Origin of the sequence: Dactylosporangium sp. NPDC051541, assembly GCF_044454505.1 — a bacterium.
Lineage (GTDB): Bacteria > Actinomycetota > Actinomycetes > Mycobacteriales > Micromonosporaceae > Dactylosporangium.
On the sequence record NZ_JBITDU010000024.1, the window covers coordinates 111852 to 134816 of the forward strand.

The following is a 22965-nucleotide window of genomic DNA, read 5'->3' on the forward strand; positions in this document are numbered from 1 at the left end:
CTTAAGTGCGGCTTGCGCAGCGGCTTTAGGGGTGCGGACGAGTCTGGTGGCATGGTCACAGATGGCAAGCAGGTGGCATCCGAGCCGGTTGAACCCGGCACCACGGTGCCGGCCGACGCACTGGAGGACGCGATCGCCCGGATCTGGGCCGAGGTCCTCAGCGTCGGCGCGGTCCGGCACGACGACGACTTCTTCGAACTGGGCGGTGACTCGCTGCTGGCGATGCGGGTCAGCTCGCGGATCCGCCGGCTGCTCGCCGTCGACGTCTCGGTCGAGGTGATGCTGGAGGCCTCGACGGTCAGCAGCTTCGCCGGGCACGTCCGCGAGGTGATGGCCCGCGCGGGCGTGGCGACCCCTACCCCTACCGCGGTCCCGCCACCGGTGCCGGCGCAACGGCCGGCCGCCGAGGTCTCACCCGCGGCCCGCACGATGCTGCGCAACTTCGCGGCACCGGAGAGCCGGCCGGCCGGGGTGGCCGAGCTGGACCTGGACGCGCTGCCGGCGACGCTGCGCTGCCTGCTGGTGCACGACGGCACGCTGACCGTCGGGCTGGAGGCCCTGCGGATCGCCACCGTCATGGCCGAGGTGCGCACCGAGGCGGTCGCGCTGCTGTCCGCGGCCGAGTCGGCCTGGCTGGCGGTGGAGCCCGGCACCGTGTCGGTCCGCCGGCGCACGGCGATCCGCGACGCGACGACCGGCGAACTGCTGGTCGAGGCCGACTCGCTGCTGGTGCCCGAGCGGCTGCCGGCCAACTTCGCGGCGCTGCTGTCGGCGAACCCGCGCGGGATCGGCGCGGCGATGCTGGAGTCGCGGGCGGAGTTCCGCCGGGAGCTGCTGTGGTACGGCCTGGGCGCGATGCCGGCCGACGTCGACGACGAGGACGTGCCGGCGGGGGCGCCGCTGGTGCTGCGCTGTTACCGGCTGGTGCACGGCGGGGTGCCGATCATGTGCATCAAGGAGGGGTTCGTGCTCGACTCCTCGCTGGTGCGCGAGCTGCGCTGAGCGCCTACGTCAATGGCCCCCGCCGAGCGGCGGGGGCCATTCGCGTTGTGCCGGCTACGCGCCGGTGCGCGACTCGTCCTCCTCAGGCTGCGGTGCGGCCTCATCGGCCGGGTTGCCGGCCTCATCGGCCGGGTTGTCGGGCGCTTCGTCGAGCGGCGGGGCCGGGTGGTCGGACTCGGGCCGGGAGAGCTTGGACGGCCACCACATGTGCCGGCCGAGGTCCAGGCTGAGCGCGGTGACCAGGATGGACCGCACGATGAGCGTGTCGAGCAGCACGCCGACCGCGACCGTCACGCCGATCTCGGCCAGCGAGACCACGGGCAGCGTCGCCAGCGCGCTGAAGGTGCCGGCCAGCACCAGGCCGGCGGAGGTGATCACCCCGCCGGTCGCGGCCAGGCCGATCAGGGCGCCCCGGCGGGAGCCGTGCCGCACCGACTCCTCCCGCACCCGGGTCATCAGGAAGATGTTGTAGTCGATGCCCAGGGCGACCAGGAACACGAAGACCAGCAGCGGGAAGTCGGTCTCCGCGCCGTGGAATCCGAACGCCTTGAACAGCAGCGCGCTGATGCCCAGCGCGGTGCCGAACGACAGCACGACCGTGGCCATCAGCACCAGCGGCGCCACCACGGCCCGCAGCAGCAGGCCGAGGATGAGCAGCACCACCACCAGGATCAGGGGGATGATGAGGTTGCGGTCGGCGCGGGAGGCCCGGGCGGTGTCGAGGTCGGTCGCGGTGGAGCCGCCGACCAGCCCGTTGGCCCCGGCCACGGCGTGCACCCGGTCGCGGACCCGGTCGATGGTGGCCGCCGCGGCCTCGCTGTCGGGCGCGTCCTGCAGCGTGCCCTGCAGGAACACGTAGCCGCCGGTGGTTTCCGGGTCGGAGACGTCGGCGATGCCCTCGGTGCCGGCCAGGGCCGTGCGCAGCTCGGCGGTCTTGTCCGGCGAGCCGACGACCCACACCGGCTCGGTCGAGCCGGCCGGGAAGTGCCGGGCCGCGACCTCGGCCCCGATCACCGAGTCGGGCTTGGTGACGAACGAGTCGGCCTGCTTGAGCCCGTCGGCCTTGAGCGTGACCAGACCGAAGGCGAACCCGCCGAGCACGAGCGCGGTGATGATCCAGACGATCCGGCGGCGCTTGTCGATCGCCTCGCCGATCTTCCGCCAGACACCGGTGTGTTCGAGGTGGGTCGCCTCGTACTTCGGCCGGGCCGGCCAGAACATCCACCGGCCGAAGATCACGAGCAGGGCCGGCAGCAGCGTCATCATGGTGATCAGGCCGACCCCGATGCCGATCGCGGCGATCGGGCCGAGGCCCTTGGTGGAGTTCATCTGGGCGGCGAGCAGGCACAGGGTGCCGATGGCGACGGTCGCGGCGCTGGCGATGATGGCCGGTGCGGCCCGGTGCAGCGCCCACTTCATCGCCTCGTGCCGGTCCTTGTGGTTGTGCAGCTCTTCTCGATATCGGGCGAGCAGGAGCAGCGCGTAGTCCGTGGCGGCGCCGAAGACGAGCACGGTCAGGATGCCGATGGACTGGCCGTTGACCAGCAGGCCGGAGTTCTTGGCGATCAGGTAGACGACGGCCTGGGAGCTGATCAGGGACAGGCCCGCGGAGAACACCGGCAGGATCCACAGGATCGGGCTGCGGTAGGTGAGCAGCAGGATCACCACGATCACGGCCAGCGTCGTGTAGAGCAGGGTGGTGTCGATGCCGCTGAACGCCTTCAGCGAGTCCGCGGCCATGGCCGACGGCCCGGTGACGTAGACGGTCAGGCCGTCGCCGCTGGTCCCGGCCGTGGTGCGCAGGGAGTTGACGTCGTCCTGCACCTTGTCGAGGTGGTCGCTGTCGAACACCATCGTGACGATGAGCTGGACGCCCTTGCCGTCCTTCGACGGGATCGGGCCGATGACCTTGCCGACGGTGTCGGGGAGCGTGGCGATGTCGGCCGCCGCCTTGGCCGCCCGGTCCTGGTCGGCCTGCGTGATGCCGCCGGCGCGCTCGTAGATGATGACCGCCGGCGCCGTGGTCACCGGGTGCGTCTTGGTCTGGATGTTGACGACCTTGGTCGACTCGGCGCTGCCCGGCAGCCAGGTGGACGCGTCGTCCTTCTGCACCTGCTCCAGCTTGCCGGCGAGGGGGGACAGGATCAGGAAGATCGCGATCCACGCCGCCAGCACGACCCACTTCGTCCACCGGCCGCAGACTAGCCCCACGATTGGATGGTAGCGGTTCATTACGCTCCTATTTCAGGTTGGTGTCCGGCCGGAGACCTGTGCGAAGCGGATTCGAGAAATGCACGGCGATGAGAACGTCGACGACGTTTTCGGGCGGGACCGGTGCCCCATGATCAGACACCGCGAATACGCGCGCGCGCAGGTAAGTCAACGTTTACAGAATAGCACAGCGAGCGCGCTGCGCTACCCCGCCCGAAACCGGAACGTGGCGCGTGCAGGTTAGGGGGGCCGAACGGTGGAGGGCTACGGCGCTGAGCTGCGAAAACGAGCGGCATTTCGGATCATTACCGGATGATGGCCGACATGTGAACCGCTCCGGCGAAGGCAACCGGCATCCGGACTTCCACGCTAAGTAGTGGATCAATTACTGAGAGTTGGAAGAATCTTCACTTTGAGTGATTGAATCGCACGTGCGCTTATCACGTTCGATCGACCGCTGCAACTCTTTGTCAAGTTCCTTGAGGTGATCTTGAAATATGCCGATTGAGCCTGGTTAGGGGGCGGTAGGGGCTGCGGCTGGAAAGGCGGCGTCTTTATGGTCTCTAGCGGCAGGCGTCGATTTCGTGACGCACCATGCGTGCTTAACGTCGTAATACACAGGGGGACGTCGTGAGGTACGAAATACTCGGTCCGGTACGGGTCGTGGACAAGGGCACCGTCTCTTCCATCAGCGCTCGCAAGATCGAGACATTGCTCGTGGCGCTGCTGATCCGGTCGGACCAGGTGGTCACCGCCGATCGGCTGATCGCCGAGATCTGGGGTGAACGGCCGCCCCGCCGGGCCACCGCGGGACTGCACGTCTACATCTCCGACCTGCGTAAGTTCCTGCGCCGGCCGGAGAGCCCGGCGAGCCCGATCGTCACCCGGCCGCCGGGCTACCTGCTGCACCTCGGCGCCGACGAGCTCGACGCCCACGCGTTCGTGCGGCTGATGTACGACGGCCGGGCGCACGCCCGGGATCTGCGCCACGAGGAGGCGGCCGACTGTTTCCAGCGGGCCCTCTCGCTGTGGCGCGGCTCCGTGGTCGGCGACCTGACCGGCGGCCCGATCGTCGACGCGTTCCTGGCCTGGCTGGCGGAGGCCCGGCTGGAGTGCACGGAGCTGCTCCTGGAGGCCCAGCTGCAGCTCGGCCGGCACCGGGAGCTCGTGGCCCAGCTGTTCTCGCTGGCCGCCGAGCACCCGCTGCGGGAGACGTTCTACCGGCAGTTGATGCTGGCGCTGTACCGGTCCGATCGCAAGGCCGATGCGCTGAAGGTCTACCAGTCGGCGCGCCGCACCCTCGAGCTGGAGCTCGGCCTCGAGCCGTGCCGGGCGCTGCAGGACCTCCAGCGGGCGATCCTGGTGGCGGACGATGTGCTGCTCGGAGTGCACGCCGCCGCAGCCTGAACCGGCCGGACGGACGGCAGCGGCTCGGGCGGGCGGACCTCCCGAGCCGCTGCCGTTTCCGGTCGGGCGCGACGGCTCAGGCGCCGGCGCGGACGCCGATCCGGGCCGCCGGCTCGCTCACGGCCGCTTCGGCGGCGAACGCCTCCAGGCTCTCCTTGATCTCGGCCAGGGTGTCGGCCGCCTCGGCGCCGTCGATCACCCGGTGGTCGAAGGTCAGGCTCAGCCGCATCACGGGCGCGATCGCCAGCCGGTCGTCCCGGACCACCGGCCGATCGGCGATCCGGCCCAGGCCGAGCGTGATCGTGGTGCCGCCGACCGAGTAGAAGCCGTCGACCGGGCGGTGCCCGAGCGAGCTGACCGCGAAGGTGCCGAACGCCGCCGCCCGCCGGCCCAGCGGGCGGACCCCGGTGCGAAACGCCAGGCCGCCGAGCCAGCCGGGCAGCCGGTGCAGGCTGCGCGCCGGGCCGAACTCGGGCATCGTCTCCGGGTCGCCGCCGGCGTAGTGATCGACCAGGGCCTGGATGTCGCCCAGCCCGGCCCGCTCCAGGTCCGGCAGCACCGCCGAGAGGACCACCCGCTCGCCGCCGATGCGCTTGTCGAGGGCGAGCTTGCCGCTGACCGCCGCGTAGCGGGCCACCCGCGGCCGCAGCCGCCCCCGGATCGCGGCGTTGGCCGCCGGGTGGGCGGCCAGCACCCGAGCTCCCGCCCACAGGACGTACGAGACGACCGAAAGCCGCCCGCCGTCCGTCCGGACCGCGGCCCGGTGCGCCTGGATCGCGCTCATGTCGACGTCCGTGTCGAGGAAGACCGGCGCCGCGGCCCGGATCTCGCCCAGGAAGTGCAGGGTGTGCCGGCGCTGCCGGGCGATCGGCGCGCCGGTCACCGGATCGCCGTCAGCGCGTAGATGTCGGCCAGGCTGCCCGCCTGCAGCACGTCCGGCAGCGACACCGACCGGCCGGTCGAGCGCTCCAGCGCGGTGAGCAGCCAGAGCAGGTGCACGGAGTCCCAGCCGGGCAGCTCGTCGAGACGCTGCCCGGCATTCTCGGCCGTGACGGGTAGCCCGAGCTCGTCGCGGACGAGCTCGAGGAAGTCCTCGATCGCGTTCATGGTGCGGCCCTCTCTAGATCCTCGGTGAGGCTGACGTGCGCCGGCGTTTCGACGATGTCGTGCAGGTCATGGCGGAAACCGGCCCGGGCGCCGTCGCCCCCGGTGCGGGTGAACCCGTACCGCGGATACAGGTCGGCGACGATCGTGTTCTTCGCGGTCGGTGCGTACTGCGCGACCGCGCCGGTGGCACCGGTCCGGCGGGCGTGGCGCAGCAGCGCGCCCAGGCAGGCGTGCTCGATGCCGCGGCTGAAGACCCGGCAGCTGAGCAGGAAGTTGTCGATGTGCAGCACGCCGTCGGCGAACCGGGTGAAGATCGCCCCGACGATGCCGTTGTCGCCGAACCGGTCGGCGGAGCTGATCGCCAGCACCAGCGCCCGCGGGTCGGCCAGCAGCTGGCGCACGTCGGCCGGCTGCAGGCGCTGCGTGGTCAGGTTGAACTGGTTGGTCCGCAGCGTCATCTGCGAAAGCCGGGGCACGTCCGCGTCGGCCGCGGCCCGCAGCCGGACGCTGACCCGCAGCTCCTTGAGGTAGTCCTCGACCGAGTCGAAGGTGTCCAGGAACGCCTGGCGGACCATCTCCTCCTGATATCGGGCGACCCGCGCGCGGTCCTCCGCGGTCAGCTCCCGCACGTCGAACCAGCCGTCGCGCAGCAGCTGCTCGACGTGCCGGGCCGGGTCCTCGCCGACCTGCACGACCGCGGCGCCGGGCAGCGCGTGCCGGACCAGGCCGCACTCGTAGGCGCTGTCGTCGACGAACACGAAGCTGTCGGGTGACACGTTGAGCACGGTGGCGAGCTCGGCCAGGTTGTCGTGCTTGGGCCGCCAGTTGGCGACCACCCGGACGAAGTCGTCCTCCCGCAGCGTCATGCCGGGCTTGTCGCGCAGTGCCTGGCGGACCAGGTCCTGCTCGTTCTTGCTGACCGCGGCCAGCAGTACGCCCTGGGAGCCGATCTGCTTGGCCACCCGCTGGAACGCCTGGAACGCCTCGCCGCGGGGGCTCTCGGCGACCTCGATGCCCTCGACCCCGTCGTCGCCGAGGATGCCGCCCCACACGGTGCCGTCGAGGTCCAGGGCGAGGACCTTCTTCGTCTGGCCGGTCACGTGCCGGGCCAGGTGCCCGACCTCCCGGGCGTAGGCGGCCAGCAGCCCGGGGGACAGATGGGCCTTGGCGTAGACGCTCAGCCGCGGGTCGCTGGCGGCCTGCCCCTCGGCGACGAGCGGGTCGAGGTCGACCACGACGATCGACGGGTGGGTCTCGGCCAGCGTCAGCAGCCGGGCGTTCGCCTCCCGCCACAGCGCGCCGAGCCGGGCCCGCGAGCCGTAGTCGACCAGCTGGGCCGGGTAGCGCCGGGGTAGGGGCGCGGTGTTGAGCACCAGCGTCCCGCGGGCCTTGGACTGGAACCGGTTGGCCAGCCGGACGATCAGCGCGGTCTTCTCGGCGAACACGCGCTGCACGTCCTCCGGCCGCCACGGGGCCGGCACCTCGTCGAAGACCACCGAGGCGTCCAGCACGCACAGCACCAGGTCGGGGTCGGAGCGGTACAGCGCGCTCTCGGGGTCGGTGAGGTCGAAGATCCAGCTGTCGAAGCTCGACAGCGCCGGCCGGGCCAGGATGCCGTGCCGGGCGCACTCGGCCACCAGCGGCGGCACCAGCATGGACAGGGTGCCGTGGCCGGTCACCGCGATCTTCACGGTCGGCACGGCCGGGTGGGCCCGCAGCACCTCGTCGGCGTCGAGCCGGGCCAGCAGCTGCCCGGCCCGGGTGAGGCACTCCGGGGTCACGTCGCGCAGAAGCGCCCGCACGGCCGGGAAGTCGGCCGCCAGGCGCCCCTCGCGCTGCAGCTGGGTCAGCTGCTCCAGGACTTCGTCGGGCATCGGTCAGACTCCCGCGCCGGTACGCTCGCCGAGCCGGGTCGACGGCGTCAGCATGCGCCGGATCCGGATCAGCCCGCCCGCGACGCCGACAGCGGCCCGTTGCATGACCGGCGCGCCCGACATGCGCAGAATCGAGCCGACGATCCACATCCGGGTCTCGTCGGCGTGGTTCGGCGAGCCGTGGACGTCGTCGAAGCGCAGCAGCCGCAGGTGTTTGAGGTGGGTGCGGGCCAGCTCGATGTCGGCGGCCGGGATGATCTCGTCGCGGTCGCTGGCCACGTAGCCGACCGGGATGTCCAGCGCGGCCAGCTCCTCGGGGCGCAGCGCCCAGTCGCGCACGTGCTCGCCGACGTCGGCCGGGTCCACGCCGATGAGGTGGGCGAGCGTGTCCACGGTGATCGACGGCAGCTTGTCCTGCCACGCCCGGTCGGTGAAGAACGCGTGCAGGGGCGCGCCGATCGTGGCGATGCCGCGGATGCGGGGATCGGTCAGGGCGCAGCGCAGGGCCAGGTGGCCGCTGAAGCTCAGCGCCATCGCGTAGGTGCGGGCCACGTCGGCGCGGCCCACGATCGCGTCGAGGACGGCGCTGAGCATCTTCGCGCTGTCCCGGCCGTACGGGAGCGTGTTCTCCCCGACGCCCGGCATCTCGGTGACCACCCCGGCCAGGCCGAGCCGGGCGGCCTGGCTCAGCAGCGGCGCCCACTGCTCCTTGACGCTCACGATGCCGCCCAGGGCCAGCAGGACGGGGCGCGGGTGCTCGGCCGACAGCCCGGCCGTCCAGCAGCGCACCCGCGCGCCGTCGACCTCGACCTCCAGCGGCGTGATGACGCCGCCGTCCTGCGCCCAGCGGCCGAACGCGGCGACACAGCTGTCCTGCGCCTCCTGCCGCGCCGGACCGTCCACATAGGGCAGCCGGGCCATGTTGTAGTGCTGGGCGGCGGCCAGGTGCTGCCCGGCCGCCGACAGTTCGTCGGCCGCGCGGGACCACTCCCGGACCCAGGAGCCGGCGCCGTCGCCGTCCGTGCTGATGCGGGCGTAGAGCTCGGCCAGCCGGTCGGTCGGGATGTCCTGCGCGCGGGCGTGCCCGGCGCCGAACTGTTTGAGTTCGTCGACGATGCTCATCTCAAACCTCTCGTTGTCTGCAATCCATGGTCAGCGGGTGGGCTTAAGCCCCACTTGCCCGCCATTTGCAGGGATTCGGAGTTGGTACAGCATGGAGAGCGGCCCCGGAGGACGGCAGGCCCTGAGCAGAGAGGCGGCGACGCGATGACAGCGGCACAGGAGTACGACACCCGGTGGATCCGCCGGTTCGGCGCGGCCCCGGCCGGCCGGCCCCGGCTGGTGTGCTTCCCGCACGCCGGCGGCGCGGCCAGCTACTACTTCGCCTACAGCCGCGCGCTGGCGCCGGAGGTCGACGTGCTGGCGGTGCAGTACCCGGGCCGGCAGGAGCGGCGGCTGGAACCGTTGCTGGACAACGTCGCCGCGCTCGCCGACGCGATCGCGGCCGCGCTGCCGCGCCCCGACGGGGTGCCGTTCGCGTTCTTCGGTCACAGCATGGGCGCGGTGCTCGCCTTCGAGGTGACCCGCCGGCTGCAGCAGGACGGCCGGACACTGCCGGAGCACGTGTTCGTCTCGGGCCGGCGCGCGCCGTCGCGCTGGCGGCCGGGCGCGGTGCACCTCAAGGACGACGCCGGGCTCGTCGCCGAGATGCGCGCCGTCGGCGGCACCGACCCGCGGTTCTTCGAGGATCAGGAGCTGGTCGCGGCGGCCCTGACGGCGACCCGCAACGACTACAAGGCGATCGAGCGCTACGAGTACCACCCGGGCGAGCCGCTGACCTGCCCGGTCACGGCCCTTGTCGGCGACTGCGACCCGCAGGCCACCGTCGAGGACGCCGAGGCCTGGCGCGAGCACACCGCCGCCCGGTTCGCCCTGCGGGTGTTCCCCGGCGGCCACTTCTACCTGGACGCGCAGCGCGCCGAGGTCGTGAGCACGATCCTCACGACGCTCGGCGCGGGCCGGCTTATGCCGTAGGTGCTGCCGGCAGTACCCCCGAAGCTCAGGTCCCGGCGTCGGCCACCGGCGCCGGGACGATCCCGTCGCCGATCCGTTCGGCCCGGCGCAGCTCCTCCTCGGCCGTGTGCTCGACCCGGCGCATCGCGAAGCGCAGGATCGGCGGCGCCATGAGCGACGTGACGATGGCGACCAGCACGACGATGGTGTAGGTCGTGGAGCTGAGCACGCCGAGCCGCAGCCCCACCATGGCCACGATCACCTCGACCACGCCCCGGGAGTTCATGCCGGCGCCCAGGGCGAGCGCCTCCCACCGGTTCAGCCGGCTCAGCCGCGCGCCGAGGTAGGCCCCGGCGAACTTGCCGAGGATGGCGATGGCCAGCACCACCACCGCCGCGGCGAGCACCGCCGGGTGCACGAGTGCGGTCAGGTCCATTCGCAGGCCCGCGATCCCGAAGTACAGGGGCGCGAAGACGGCCGCGACGACCGTCCGCAGCGGCGCCAGCCGGGCCGGTGCGACCTTGCCGGCCGAGCCGATCAGCACGCCGGCGATGAAGCCGCCGAGGACCGCCTCCAGCCCCAGCGACTGGGTGGCCGCGGCCCCGGCGATGATCATCAGCACGACCACGCCGATGAGCGGGCCGTTGTCGGTACCCCGGCCGGCGAAGCGCAGCAGCACCCGGGCCGCCGGCCGGCCGGCGAAGTAGGCGACCACGACCAGGCCCACCAGGTAGAGCAGCGACAGCCCCACGCCACCGGCGGTGAGCCCGCCGACCGCCATCGCCGACACCACCGACAGCATGAACCAGCCGAAGGCGTCGTCGAGCGTGCCGGCGGCCAGGGTCAGCTGGCCGATGTTGCGGTGCAGCAGGTTCATGTCCATCAGGGTCTTGGCGATCACGGGCATCGCGCTCACGCCCATCGCGACGCCGAGGAAGAGCGCGAACACCAGCTTGGAGCCGTGGCCGGTGCCGAGCGAGCCGGGCAGCAGCCAGCCGGTGCCGACGCCGAACCCGAACGGGATGATCAGGCCGAACAGGCTGACCCGGATCGCGGTGGCGCCCCGGCGGCGGATCGCGGGCAGGTCGAGCTCGATGCCGGTGAGGCCGATGAGCAGCAGCACCCCGACCTGTCCGACGGCGTCGAGCATGTGGACCTGCTCCGGCCGGTGCGGCAGCAGCCAGTCGGAGAACCCGGGGGCCACCTTCTCCAGCAGCGACGGGCCGAGCAGCACCCCGGCGAGTAACTCACCGATCACCGCCGGCATGCCGAACCGGGTGGCGATCCGGCCGAGCAGGAGCGCCACACCGAGCAGCACCGTCACCTGCAGCAGGAACACCAGCAGCGAGTGCGCGTCGATCGGGGCGACCGGAGCGGCGGTGAGCAACGTCGGCATCAGACCTTCTCCAACGCGATGCCGGCCTTGATCCACTTACTGGACTCGATGGCGATGGCCAGCGCCCGGTCGCCGGCCGACATCCGCGGCAGGGCCCGCTCCAGCTGCAGGAACGGCAGCGCGTTGCCGGTGTTGCCGGTCTCGGCCACGCAGCTGACCTCCTGGGCCCGGGGCAGCTCGAGGGCGTCGCGGATCCGCGCGGTCATCCGGCCGGACAGCTGCGGCGGCAGGAGGTAGTCCACATCGGACTCGTCCCAGTCGAGGTGGTCGAGGACCTCGTGCAGTACCTCCACCGCCATCTTCGGCACCGACTCCTCGATGGCCTTGTAGTCCTCGCTGACCGCCGGGCGGTCGCTGTTGCGATCGGCCCGGCCGTACCATTCGATGCTCTGTCCGGGCTCCCGGTTCATCCCGACCAGGCGCAGGTAGACCTGCCGGATGACGGCCGAGTTGCGGGCCGGGCGGGTGCTGAGCACGGCCGCGCCCGCGCCGTCGCCGAACAGCACCCCGTTGACCTGTTCGGACGGCTGCATGCTCTCAAAGTTGAGGCTGAGGTCGATGTGCTTGGCGCAGGAGTCCGCCCCGATGACCAGGGCGGTGCGGGCTGGGCCGGCGGTGAGCATGGCCTGCGCCACGTCCAGCGCCTGGATCGCGCCCGTGCAGCCGGACTGCAGCTGGTAGGTGGGCACGTTGTCGATGCCGAGCCGGTCGGCGATCATGTTCACCGTCGTCGGCATGAGCATCTCCGGCGACGCCGTGCCCAGCACGATGAAGTCGATGTCGCCGCTGTCCAGGCCCGCGGCGGCCAGCGCCCGGGTGCTCGCGCTGACGCCGAGGTCGGTGAGCGTCGTGTGGACGGCGCCGGTCTCCAGGTCGACCGCGAAGTGGCGGTTGTGGGTGCCGATGAAGGTGTCGATCCACTGTTCCCACACAGCGGGGACCTTGAGTCGGCGGACCAGCGTGGCGTTGTCGACCGGTGGGCCGGGCAACGCCGTGCCGACCGACAGCAGGTGAATGTCGGGCGCGGGCATGGCGATCCTCTCCGGAACTGTGTAGACGGCTCGGTGTTCGGCTCGGATTCGGCTCAGTTGTCGGCGATGCCGATGGCCCGGGACGGGCACAGCGGGGCGACCCGCTCCACGACCTCGGCGGCATCCGGGCCGGGGTCCTTGACGAGCAGCACGCGGCCGTCCTCGTCGCTCTGGTCGAACACGTCGGGCTCGGCCAGCACGCACTGCCCGGCCCCGACGCACCGCTCGCGGTCGATGCTGATCTGCACGGTTCCCCCTCCCGCGGTCACCACGTGACCGGAACTTCGTTGATGCCGTACACGTTGGCGTCGTGCTTGAACGACAGCTCGCCGACCGGCACGGCCAGCCGCAGCCCGGGAATGCGCCGGAACAGCGTGTTGAGCACGATCTCCAGCTCGAGCCGGGCCAGGTTCTGACCGAGGCACTGGTGCACCCCGTAGCCGAAGGCCACGTGGTGGCGGGCGCCGCGGCTGATGTCGAAGTCGTCGGGGTTCTCGAACGCCTCGGCGTCGCGGTTGGCCCCGCTGCCGATCGCGATGAGGCCCTCCCCGGCCCGGATCAGTGTCCCGGCGACCTCCATGTCGACCGTCGCCACGCGCGCCGTCGCCACGTCGAGGATGCTGAAGTACCGCAGCAGCTCTTCGACCGCTTTCGGCATGAGCGCCGGGTCGGCCCTGACCGCGGCCAGCTGCTCCGGATGCTCGAGCAGCGTCACGACGCCGAGCGAGATCATGTTGGCGGTGGTCTCGTGCCCGGCGAAGAGCAGCAGGCGGGCCATGCCGACCAGGTTGGTGTGGTCGAGCACGCCGCTCTCGCGGTTCTTCACGACGAGCCGGCCCAGCAGGTCGTCCTGCGGGTCCTCCTCGGCCGCGGTGACCAGCTTGTCCAGGTAGCCGACCAGCTCCTGGAACGTCGCGGCCCGCTGCTCGGGCGAGGTGGTGAAGTTGAGCAGCCGGGCGGTCCAGGTCTGGAACTGGTCGTGGTCGGCGTATGGCACACCCATCATCTCGCAGATCACCAGCGACGGCACCGGCAGCGACATCGCCTGCACCAGGTCCACCACCGGGCCGGCCTTCAGCATGTCGCTGACGAGCCCGTCGACCAGCTCGGTGATCCAGGGCCGCATGGTCTGCACCCGCTTGACCGTGAACTCCGGGATCACCAGCCGCCGGTGCGCGGTGTGCTCGGGCGGGTCGACGCCGATCAGCGTCTGCGGGATGGCCCGCAGCTGCTCCGGCGGCACCGACGCGAGCAGCGGGAAGTTGGGATGGGTGCGGTCCGAGGTGACCCGGGGGTCGACCAGGACCTCGCGTACGTTGCGGTGGCCGACGATGAGCCAGACAACCCGGCCGGTGGGCAGCGTGACCTTCGAGACGGGACTCTCGGCGCGCAGCTGTTCGTACTCGGCCGGAGGGTGGAACGGGCACGACCTTTGCATGGGAAAGGCCGGTGGCTGCGCGAAATCGACGTCGCTCATGCAGTTTAGCGTTCGCACAGTGGCTAAAGCTCGGCTTCTCCGGCCCTTCCCTTTAGCGCGGGGTAAGGGCCCGGCTGGGGCCGCACCGCAGGATCCGAGTATGAGCGAGTCTGTCGTCATCGCCGGCGCGGGGCCGGTCGGCCTGCTGCTGGCCTATGAGCTCGGCCTGGCCGGCGTCGAGGCGGTCGTCGTCGACGACAACCCCCAGCCCCGGGCCGACGCGCCCGGAGTGGCCCTGAACTCCGCCGTGGTCGAGCTGCTCAGCCAGCGCCCGCTGATGGACCTGCTGGAGGACGACGGCTTCGGCTTCCCGCAGGCGCACTTCGCCAACCTGTGGCTCGACCCGGCCCGGCTCACCGACCCGCACCCGTTCACCTTCACCGCCGTACAGTCCACAGTGGAGCGGCGGCTGGCCGAGGCGGCGACGAAGCTCGGCGCGCGGATCCGCCGCGGCGCGCCGGTCGTCGGCTTCGACGGCGACGAGGTCCACCTGGGCGACGGGGCCCGGCTGCCGTACCGCTACCTGGTCGGCTGCGACGGCGCCGACAGCACGGTCCGCCGCCTCGCCGGGATCGGCTTCCCCGGTGCCGACCACCCGTTCGACGGCATCACCGGCGACATCGAGATCGCGCCGGGCGACCCCCTCGCGGAGCTGGTCGGGGCCGGCTTCCACCCCGGTGGCCTGTTCACGCTCGCACCGACCGGGCCGGAGATCCTCGCCCTGGCCGACCCGGACGAGCCGCCGGACGGCCCGGTCGTGCTGCGCGTCATCGCCGGCGCGTTCGGCGCCGACCCGCCGGACCCGCAGGCTCCGCCCACCGTCGAGGAGCTGCACGCCCTGGCCGTGCGGGTGCTCGGCCGCCCGGTGACGTTCGGACCGGTGCGGTGGTTGGCCCGCTGGCGGCACCGCAGCCGGCAGGCGGCCGAATACCGCCGGGGGAACGTCTTCCTGGCCGGCGACGCCGCGCACGTGCAGTTCCCGCTGGGCGGCCTGGCCCTGAGCACCGGCCTGGAGGACGCGGTCAACCTCGGCTGGAAGCTCGCGGCGGCCGTCACCGGGCGGGCCCCCGCCGGCCTGCTCGACACCTACCACGCCGAGCGGCACCCGGTGGGCGCGCGGGTCCTGCTGGCCACCGAGGCGCAGACGCACCTGATGCATCCGTCGTCGCGGATCGGCCCGCTGCGCCAGATCCTGACCGAGCTGATCGGGATCGCGGGGGTGAACGAGTACTTCGTGCGGCTGGCCGGCGGGCTCGACAGCCGCTATCCGGTCTTCGGCGACGATCCCCACCCGCTGCTCGGCCGGCGCCTGCCCGACTACCGGGTGCGCACGCCGACCGGCCCGACCGGCGTCGCCGCGCTGCTGCACGAGGGGCGGGGCCTGCTGCTGCACATCGGCGACGGACCGGCCCCGGACATCTCGGGCTGGTCCGACCGGGTCGGCACGATCACCGTGTCCGCGGCCGAGGCTTTTCAGGCGGCATCGGTACTGCTCGTGCGCCCCGACGGCCGCATCGCGTTCGCGGCCGCCGATGCGGTGGGCCTCGACGACGCGCTGCGGACCTGGTTCGGCCCCGCCGTCTGAGGAGTCGTTCGCGGGCGGCGCGGAGATGCTCCGCGCCGCCCTTTCGCGCTCAGCCGGTGAAGGCGCCGCGGAGGTGCTCGGCCAGCCGGGCCGGGGTCGGGTGGTCGAAGATGGCGCTCGGCACCACCGGCACCCCGACGGTGCGCAGCCGGTTGGTCAGCTCCAGCGCGGTGAACGACGACAGCCCCAGGTCGAGGAAGCTGCCGTCGGCGTCGAGCGCGTCGGCCGACGGGTAGCCCAGCACGACCGCCGCGTGCGAGCGGACCAGCTGCAGCAGGATGCGCCGCTGCTCCGGCTCGGACGCCGTGGCCAGGCCGTGCAGGGCCGGGTCGGCGGCGGCCGCGGTGGTCCGCCGGGCGACCTCGGGCACGCCCCGCAGGAGCTGGCCCTCGCCGGCCGCGCCGAGCCCGGCGAGGAGCCGGTCCCAGTCGACGTCGGCGACGACGGTGGCCGCGTCGAGCAGCTGCGGTGCCCGGTCCACGACGGTCAGCACCGCGGACACCGGCATCGGCCGCAGTGCCTTCCCGCCGTCCCCGGTTCCCCCGGGCTCCGTGGTCGCTGCTGACGCCTCGGTCATGCCGGGGCCCAAGGCGACGGCGGCGCCAGGCAGACCGTCGGCGCGGCGTTGCCGGGCGAGGGCCTCCAGCGTCGCCTCCGCCGGGGCGTCGCTGTGCGCGCCCGGTTCGCCCAGCACGGCGGCCGCGGTGCTGAGGGTGAGGAACACGGTCAGGTCCAGCCCGCGGGTCGCCGCGTCCAGCGCGGTGGCCAGGCCGGTGTCGCGCAGCGACCGCTCCGCCGGGTCCAGGTCGAACCGGCCGGATGCCGCCGCGTGGGTGGACTCGGCGACGTGCAGCACCGCGGTCAGCGGGGACTCGCCGGGAAGCCCGCCGAGCGCCGGGCCCAGCGCGGCCCCGGCATCGGGCCCGGGTTCGACGGCGAGCACGGTGGTCGGCACGCCGCCGTCGGTGAGCTCGCCGGCCAGCTTCGTGACCGCCGGCGACCCGGCCTCCGCCGGTGGCGCCGTGAGCAGCAGCCGCGGTGCGCCGTGGGCCGCCAGGTGCCGGGCGATCAGGTCGGCCAGGGGCGTGTGCGCGTTGGTGACGAGGGCGGTGCCGGCCGCCATCCAGGCCCGGTCCGCGGTCAGGACCGGATCGGCCGCGACCCGGGTGCAGCGGCGGGCGAACAGGCCCGACCGGCGCAGCGCCAGCTGCCGGCCGCCGCCGTGCTCGGCGAGGGCGCCGGCCAGGCGCTGGCGGGCCTGGGCGTCGAGGTCGGCGGGCAGGTCGAGCAGCCCGGCCCGGTTGGCGGCACCCGGCGGCACGATCTCGGCCAGGCCCCAGACCGCCGACTGCGGCGGATGGCTCGGCCGGTCGGCCCGGGAGACGGACACCGCCCCGCAGGTGAGCATCCACAGCGGCGCGGTGACCGCGGCGAGCAGCGCGGCGTTGGCCGCGAGCCCCCGGGTGACGGCGGGCCGCTCGTCGAGTGGATCCTCGGCCAGAGCCAGCAGCGACACCACCGCCGCGGGAGCGTGCCGGCGCAGCAGCTCCGGCACGTCCTCGGCGGAGTCCAGGGTCGCCTCGACCACCTCGGCCCCCGCCTCGCGCAGCGCCTGCGCGGTCGCCGTGACCGCGCCGTGCTCGAGCTGCCCGGCGGGCGCGATGAGCAACCAGGTGCCGGTCGGCGCGCCGGCGGTGACGTGCGCCGCGGGTTCCCAGCCGATCCGATACCGCCAGCCCTGCTGCCGCCGCCAGCCCGACAGCGCCGGCAGCAGCGCGCGCAGGGCCTCGTGCTGCTCGTCGTCGATCTGCAGTGCACCGGCCAGCTCAGCCAGGTCGGCCCGGTCGACAGCGGCCCAGAATCCCGCCTCGGGGCCGTCGCGGTGCCCGGCCGGGCGAGCGGTGGCGGTCGGCGGCTCCAGCCAGTACCGCCGCCGCTGGAACGGGTACGTCGGCAGGTCGACGGCCGGTGCGGGCGCGTCGCCGAACAGCGGCTGCCAGCGGACGGTGACGCCGCGGACGTGCAGCTCGGCGAGGCCGCCGAGCAGCGTCTCGGGCTCCGGCCGGCGGGCCCGCATCAGCGCCGTCGCCGGGAGCTGCTCGGGCAGGCAGGCGGCGACCGCCGGGGTGAGCGCGGTGTCCGGGCCGACCTCGATGAAGCGGGTGACGCCGAGCCGGTCGAGCTCGGCGACGCCGTCGGCGAAGCGGACCGGGGCCCGGACGTGCTCGACCCAGTACTGCGCGGTGCTCAGCTCACCGTCGGCGGCGATCCGGCCGGTCAGGTTCGACACGATCGGCAGCCGCGGCGCGCCGTAGGTCAGCGCCCGGGCCACCTCGGCGAACGGGGCCAGCATCGGGTCCATCCGCGGCGAGTGGAACGCGTGGCTGACCCGGAGCCGCTTGACCCGGTGCCCGGCCGCCTTGAACCGGGCCATCAGGGCCAGCACCGGCTCCTCGTCGCCGGAGACCACTGTCGCGTTGGGCGCGTTGACGGCCGCGATCGCCACCCCGCCGGCGGACTCCCGCAGGGCGGCCCGCACGTCGTCCTCCGCGGCCTGGATCGAGGCCATCGCGCCGCCGGTCGGCAAGGCCTGCATCAGCCGGCCCCGGGCCGCGACCAGGTGCGCGGCGTCGGCCAGCGACAGCACGCCGGCGGCGTGGGCGGCGCTGATCTCGCCGATGGAGTGCCCGGCGACGTAGTCGGGCTCGACGCCGTGCGCACGCAGCAGGTGGAACAGCGCCGTCTCGACCGCGAAGATCCCGGCCTGGGCGTAGCCGGTCTGGTCGATCAGCTCGGCGTCGGCCGACCCCTCCGGCGCGAACATTACCTCGCGCAGCGGCCGCGGCAGGTGCGGGTCGAGGGCGTCGACGGCGGCGTCGAAGGCGGCGGCGTACACCGGAAATCGCTCGTACAGGCGGCGGCCCATCCCGGCGTGCTGCGAACCCTGCCCGGAGAACAGGAACGCCACCCGGCCGCCGCCGGACCGTCCGCTGTGGACACCGCCGGCCGGCTGTCCCTCGGCGAGGAAGGTGAGACGGCGCGCGAACTCCTCCGGCTCGGCCGCGACGACGACGGCCCGGTGCTCCCAGGTCGAGCGGCGGGCGGCGAGCGCGGCGCCGACGGCGGCCGGGTCGAGCTGCGGGTGCTCGGTCGCCAGCCGGGCCAGCCGCCGGGCCTGGTCCAGCAGCGCCGGGGCCGACTTGGCCGAGATCGCCCACGCGACCACGCCGCCCGGCTGCGGCTCCGCCGCCGGCTCGGGCGGCGGGGTGGGGGCCTGCTCGAGGATCAGGTGGGCGTTCGTGCCGCTGATGCCGAACGAGGAGACCCCGGCCCGGCGCGGGCGGTCCCGGTCGGGCCAGGGCGTCGCCTCGGTGAGCAGCGAAACCGCGCCCGCGGCCCAGTCGACGTGCGGCGTCGGCTCGTCGAGGTGCAGCGTCGGCGGCAGCATCCCGTGCCGCATCGCCATCACCATCTTGATGACCCCGGCGACACCGGCCGCGGCCTGCGTGTGGCCGAGGTTGGACTTCACCGAGCCCAGCAGCACCGGCTGGTCGGCCGGACGGTCCTGGCCGTAGGTGGCCAGCAGCGCCTGCGCCTCGATCGGGTCGCCGAGCGTGGTGCCGGTCCCGTGGGCCTCGACCGCGTCGACGTCGGCGCTGTTGAGCCGGGCGCTGGCCAGGGCCTGCCGGATGAGCCGCTCCTGCGCGGGGCCGTTGGGTGCGGTGAGGCCGTTGCTGGCGCCGTCCTGGTTGACCGCGCCGCCGCGCACGACCGCGAGCACGGTGTGGCCGTTGCGCTGGGCGTCGGAGAGGCGCTCCAGCAGCAGCAGGCCGACGCCCTCGCCCCAGCCGGTGCCGTCCGCGGCGGCCGCGAACGACTTGCACCGCCCGTCCGGCGCCAGCCCGCGCTGCCGGCTGAACTCGACGAACACCATCGGCGTCGACATCACGGTGACCCCGCCGGCCAGGGCCAGGCCGCACTCCCGCTGGCGCAGCGCCTGGCAGGCGAGGTGGATGGCGACCAGCGACGAGGAGCAGGCGGTGTCGACGGTGACCGCCGGGCCCTCGAGGCCCAGCGTGAACGACACCCGGCCCGACGCGACGCTGCCCGCGTTGCCGTTGCCGAGCATCCCCTCGAACTCCCCGGCCCCGCCGGCCAGCAGCCGGCTGCCGTAGTCGCTGTACATCACCCCGGCGTAGAGCCCGGTGGCGCTGCCGCGCAGCGACACCGGGTCGATGCCGGCCCGCTCGACGGTCTCCCACGCGACCTCCAGCAGCAGCCGCTGCTGCGGGTCGATGGCCAGCGCCTCGCGGGGGCTGATGCCGAAGAACTCCGCGTCGAAGTGGTCGGCGTCGTAGAGGAACCCGCCCTCCCGCGCGTAGCAGGTGCCCGGGTGATCGGGGTCCGGGTTGTACAGCTCCTCGGTGTTCCAGCCCCGATCGGCCGGGAACGCCGACACCGCGTCGCCGCCGGACGCCACGAACCGCCACAGGTCCTCGGCACTGCGCACCCCGCCCGGGTAGCGGCACCCGACCGACACGATCGCGATCGGCTCCTGCTGCCCGGACTCCACCTCCTGCAGGCGCTGCCGCGTCTGATGCAGGTCTGCGGTGACCCACTTCAGATAGTCGACCAGCTTCTGTTCGTTCGTCATCAGCTTCCCGTCCTTCAGGTCCGTCCGAGTTCCTTGTCGATGAAGTCGAAGATCTCGTCCACCGAGGCCGCCTGGATGCGCGCCGTCGTGTCCGCTTCGTCGTCGCCGGGGGAGTGGCTCCACTTGGCCGCGAGGGCCTGCAGCCGGGCGCTGATCCGGGTCCGGTCGGAGTCCTGCGGGTCGGCTGCGGCGAGCGCCGCCTCGAGCCGGTCGAGCTCGGTCAGGGCCGGGTGGACCAGCTCCGCCGGGGTGACCATGGTGCGCAGGTGGGTGGCGAGCGCCAACGTCGTCGGGTGGTCGAAGATCAGGGTGGCCGGCAGCCGCAGGCCGGTCGCCGTGTTGAGCCGGTTGCGCAGCTCCACGGCGGTCAGCGAGTCGAACCCGAGCTCCTGGAACGGCCGGTCCGGGTCGATCGTGTCCGGGCCCGCGTGGCCGAGCACCGTCGCGGTCTGCCGGCGCACCGTGTCCAGCACGATCCGCAGCTGCTCGGCGACGTCGCGGCCGGCGAGCTTCTGGGCCAGGTTCGGCCCGCCCTCGCCGGCCCGGCCGACCCGCACCAGGCCGCGCAGCACGTGCAGGACCAGGCCGGCCTTGGCCTGCTGGCGCAGGGCGGCCGGGTCGATCGCCGCGGCGACGCAGTGCGGGCGGCCGCTGCTCACGATCGTGTCGTACAGCCGGTGCGCGTGGTCCGGCGCGAGGGGCAGCATGCCGTTGCGGCCGAGCCGCCGCCGGTCGGCCCCGTCGAGCCCTTCGGTCAGCGCCGAGGCCGGCTGCCACAGCCCCCACGCGATGCTGACCGTGTTGGGCCGGTGCTGGGCGAGCGTGTCGAGAAAAGCGTTCGCCGCGGCATAGTTGCCCTGGCCGGGCGTGCCGAGCGTGCCGGCGATCGAGGAGTACAGCACCAGCCGGGTCGTCGCCGGCAGCAGCCGGTGCAGATGCCAGGCGGCGTCGACCTTCGGCCGCAGCACGGTCTCCACATGCTCGGGCGTCAGCGCCTCGATGGTGGAGTCCCGCAGTGCCCCGGCGGTGTGCACGACGGTGTCCGGCGCGCACGACTCCAGCAGCGCCCGCAGGTCGGCTTCGTCCGCGGCGTCGCAGGCGGCGACCGTGACGTCGGCGCCCAGCGCGGTCAGGGCGGCGGTGAGCTCGGCCGCGCCCGGCGCGGCCGGGCCCTGCCGGCTGGCCAGGACCAGGCGCTTGGCGCCGTGCCGGGTGACGAGGTGCTCGGCCAGCAGCGCGCCCAGGGTACCGGTGCCGCCGGTGATGAGTACCGTGCCGTCGCGGCCCATAGGTTCGGCCGGTTCGGCCGCCGCGTCGCGGGTGAGGCGCGGCGCGTGCAACCGGCCTTCGCGCAGCGCCAGCTGCGGCTCGTTGGCCAGCAGGGCACTGGGCAAGGCCTGCTCGGAGGCCTCGGTGTCGTCCGTGTCGACGATCGTGATCCGGCCCGGGTGCTCGCTCTGCGCGCTGCGTACGAGGCCCCAGACGGCGCCGGCCGGCAGGTCCCGGACCTCACCGACGGGCACCGCACCGTGGGTGACGATGACGAGGCGGCCGTCGCCGCGCAGGGTCTCCTGCAGCAGCGCCAGTGTCTCCGCGACGAGCCGGTGGGTGGCCGCGGGGACGTCCTCACCGGGCCGGCTGGCCAGGGTGACGTGCTCGGGCGCCGAGCCGTCGGTCTTCGCGAACGGCAGCTCGGCCCAGGACAGCGTGAACAGGCTGTTGCGGATCTCGGCGCCGGCCGCGGCCGGGCTCGCCTCCAGCGGGCGCGTGGCGACGGTGCCGACGGTCGCCGCGGGGGTGCCGTCGGGGCGGTACAGGTGCAGGGTGTGGTGGTTGCCGTTGGGTGTGAGCCGGACCCGCAGTGTGTGCTCGGCGGGCTGGTGGACGACGGCGTCGGAGAACGTGAACGGCAGCCGGACCGGGCCGCCGGCCGCGGCGTCGGTCAGCGCGATGGTGTGCAGGGCGGCGTCGAGCAGGGCCGGGTGGATGGCGTGCCCGGCGGTGCCGACGGCCTCGGGCAGCTGGATCTCCGCGTAGACGTCGGTGCCGTGCCGCCAGGCGGTGTGCAGGCCCTGGAAGGTCGGCCCGTACCCGAGCCCGGCATCGGTCAGCGCCTCGTAGAAGTCGTCGAGGTCGATGGGAGTGGCGCCGGCGGGCGGCCACGCGTGGATGGCCGGAGGCGGCGCGGACGTGGTTGTGAGGGTCGCGGTGGCGTGCTGGGTCCAGGGGTGGGCCTCGTCGGCGCCGGTCACCTCGGGCCGCGAGTGGATGGTGACGTCGGTGCCGGTCACGGCGACCTGGAGCTGGGTGGGGCCGGCGACGGTGAGCGGCGCCTGGAGGGTGAGCTCCTCGACACCGGGCGCGTCGACGTGGGTGCCGGCGTGCAGGGCCAGGTCGAGGACCGCCGTGCCGGGCAGGATGACGGTGCCGTGGACGGTGTGGTCGGCCAGCCAGGTCTGGGTGTTCGGGTCGAGTCGGCCGGTGAGGATGACGGTGTTCGTGGCCGGGGTCTCGATGGCGGTGGGGAGCAGGGGATGGTTCGTGGCCGTCTGGCCGAAGTGGTGGGCGTCGGCCTTGTGGACGGTTCGCAGCCAGTACGACTGCCGCTGGAACGGGTAGGTGGGCAGCGGAGTCGTGCCGCGGGGTGCGTCGGGCCAGGTGATGTCGGTGCCGTGGTGCCAGGCGGTGGCGGTGTTGGCGTAGATGGTGTCCCAGGTGCCCTGGTTGCGGCGCAGGGTTCCGAGGACGGTGTGGGGTTGGTTGTCCAGGGTGTCGTGGATGGGGTTGGTGAGGATGGGGTGGGGGCTGGCTTCGATGAAGGTGCGGTAGCCGTCGGTGTGGAGCTGTTCGATGGTGGCCTGCAGTCGCACGGGTTGGCGGAGGTTCTGATACCAGTAGTCGTTGGTGAGGGTGGCGGTGTCGAGGGGTTGGCCGGTGACGGTGGAGTAGAAGGCGGTGTGGCCGGCTGCGGGGGTGAGGCCGTCGAGTGCGGCGAGGATGCCGTGTTGCAGTGGTTCGATGTGGTGGCTGTGGCTGGGGTAGTCGACGTTGATGCGTCGGCTGCCGGGGTGGGCCGCCTGGAGGGCGTCCAGCTCGGCGACCGGGCCGCTGACGATGGTGGTGGCGGGGCCGTTGACGGCGGCGATGGCGGTGTTGGGTGGGAGGGTGATTGCGGTGTGGGGTTGGGGGATGGACAGCATGCTGCCGG

13 protein-coding genes and 2 pseudogenes are annotated in these 22965 nt (G+C 73.2%); 4 read left to right on the plus strand and 11 right to left on the minus strand.

What is annotated here, in order from left to right; translation table 11 throughout:
- Positions 1-51 precede the first annotated feature (51 nt).
- Positions 52-1002 (plus strand): chorismate pyruvate-lyase family protein, encoded by a 951-nt coding sequence (locus tag ACIA8L_RS51915; RefSeq protein WP_395917033.1) that lies wholly within the window; start codon positions 52-54, stop codon positions 1000-1002.
- Between the two features lie 54 nt (positions 1003-1056).
- On the opposite strand, the gene ACIA8L_RS51920 is transcribed toward ACIA8L_RS51915, so the two are convergent.
- Entirely contained in the window at positions 1057-3234 is a 2178-nt protein-coding gene (locus ACIA8L_RS51920; RefSeq protein WP_395917035.1) for an MMPL family transporter, read from the minus strand.
- Positions 3235-3843: 609 nt separating this feature from the next.
- Between ACIA8L_RS51920 and ACIA8L_RS51925 the strand changes: the two genes are divergently transcribed.
- A complete protein-coding gene (locus ACIA8L_RS51925; protein ID WP_395917037.1) occupies positions 3844-4620 on the plus strand; it encodes a BTAD domain-containing putative transcriptional regulator in 777 nt (258 codons plus the stop codon).
- A 76-nt stretch (positions 4621-4696) separates the two neighbouring features.
- On the opposite strand, the gene ACIA8L_RS51930 is transcribed toward ACIA8L_RS51925, so the two are convergent.
- Genes ACIA8L_RS51930 through ACIA8L_RS51945 form a run of 4 tightly spaced genes read right to left on the minus strand, consistent with a single transcriptional unit; the run spans position 4697 to position 8723 of the window.
- Entirely contained in the window at positions 4697-5503 is an 807-nt protein-coding gene (locus ACIA8L_RS51930) for a 2-oxo acid dehydrogenase subunit E2 (protein WP_395917039.1), read from the minus strand.
- Positions 5500-5727 carry an acyl carrier protein gene (locus tag ACIA8L_RS51935; RefSeq protein WP_395917040.1) on the minus strand — a complete coding sequence of 76 codons (228 nt, stop codon included), beginning with the start codon at positions 5725-5727 and terminating at the stop codon, positions 5500-5502. Before ACIA8L_RS51935 ends, ACIA8L_RS51930 begins: the two co-directional genes overlap by 4 nt.
- Entirely contained in the window at positions 5724-7601 is a 1878-nt protein-coding gene (locus tag ACIA8L_RS51940; protein WP_395917042.1) for an HAD-IIIC family phosphatase, read from the minus strand. Before ACIA8L_RS51940 ends, ACIA8L_RS51935 begins: the two co-directional genes overlap by 4 nt.
- Positions 7602-7604: 3 nt before the next feature.
- Positions 7605-8723 (minus strand): alpha/beta hydrolase, encoded by a 1119-nt coding sequence (locus tag ACIA8L_RS51945; protein ID WP_395917044.1) that lies wholly within the window; start codon positions 8721-8723, stop codon positions 7605-7607.
- 144 nt (positions 8724-8867) lie between these two features.
- On the opposite strand from ACIA8L_RS51945, the gene ACIA8L_RS51950 reads away from it, so the two are divergent.
- Entirely contained in the window at positions 8868-9635 is a 768-nt protein-coding gene (locus ACIA8L_RS51950) for a thioesterase II family protein (RefSeq protein ID WP_395917046.1), read from the plus strand.
- A gap of 25 nt (positions 9636-9660) precedes the next feature.
- On the opposite strand, the gene ACIA8L_RS51955 is transcribed toward ACIA8L_RS51950, so the two are convergent.
- From ACIA8L_RS51955 to ACIA8L_RS51970, 4 genes are read right to left on the minus strand one after another with little or no spacing between them, the layout of a single operon-like run.
- Positions 9661-11010 carry a cation:proton antiporter gene (locus ACIA8L_RS51955; protein ID WP_395917048.1) on the minus strand — a complete coding sequence of 450 codons (1350 nt, stop codon included), beginning with the start codon at positions 11008-11010 and terminating at the stop codon, positions 9661-9663.
- Positions 11010-12041, minus strand: a complete 1032-nt coding sequence (locus ACIA8L_RS51960; protein ID WP_395917049.1) for a 3-oxoacyl-ACP synthase III family protein — start codon at positions 12039-12041, stop codon at positions 11010-11012. Before ACIA8L_RS51960 ends, ACIA8L_RS51955 begins: the two co-directional genes overlap by 1 nt.
- 53 nt (positions 12042-12094) lie before the next feature.
- Complete coding sequence (locus ACIA8L_RS51965) at positions 12095-12289, minus strand: ferredoxin (protein WP_395917051.1); 195 nt, start codon at positions 12287-12289, stop codon at positions 12095-12097.
- Between the two features lie 17 nt (positions 12290-12306).
- Positions 12307-13518: a cytochrome P450 gene (locus ACIA8L_RS51970; protein WP_395917053.1), complete on the minus strand. Its 1212-nt coding sequence runs from the start codon at positions 13516-13518 to the stop codon at positions 12307-12309.
- A gap of 100 nt (positions 13519-13618) precedes the next feature.
- Between ACIA8L_RS51970 and ACIA8L_RS51975 the strand changes: the two genes are divergently transcribed.
- Complete coding sequence (locus ACIA8L_RS51975; RefSeq protein WP_395917054.1) at positions 13619-15103, plus strand: FAD-dependent monooxygenase; 1485 nt, start codon at positions 13619-13621, stop codon at positions 15101-15103.
- Positions 15104-15152: 49 nt separating this feature from the next.
- Here ACIA8L_RS51975 and ACIA8L_RS51980 read toward each other — a convergent pair.
- Positions 15153-20161, minus strand: a pseudogene (locus ACIA8L_RS51980) (type I polyketide synthase); the annotation flags it as partial.
- Positions 20162-20587: 426 nt separating this feature from the next.
- Positions 20588-22957 (minus strand): annotated as a pseudogene (locus ACIA8L_RS51985) (SDR family NAD(P)-dependent oxidoreductase); the annotation flags it as partial.
- Positions 22958-22965 lie beyond the last annotated feature (8 nt).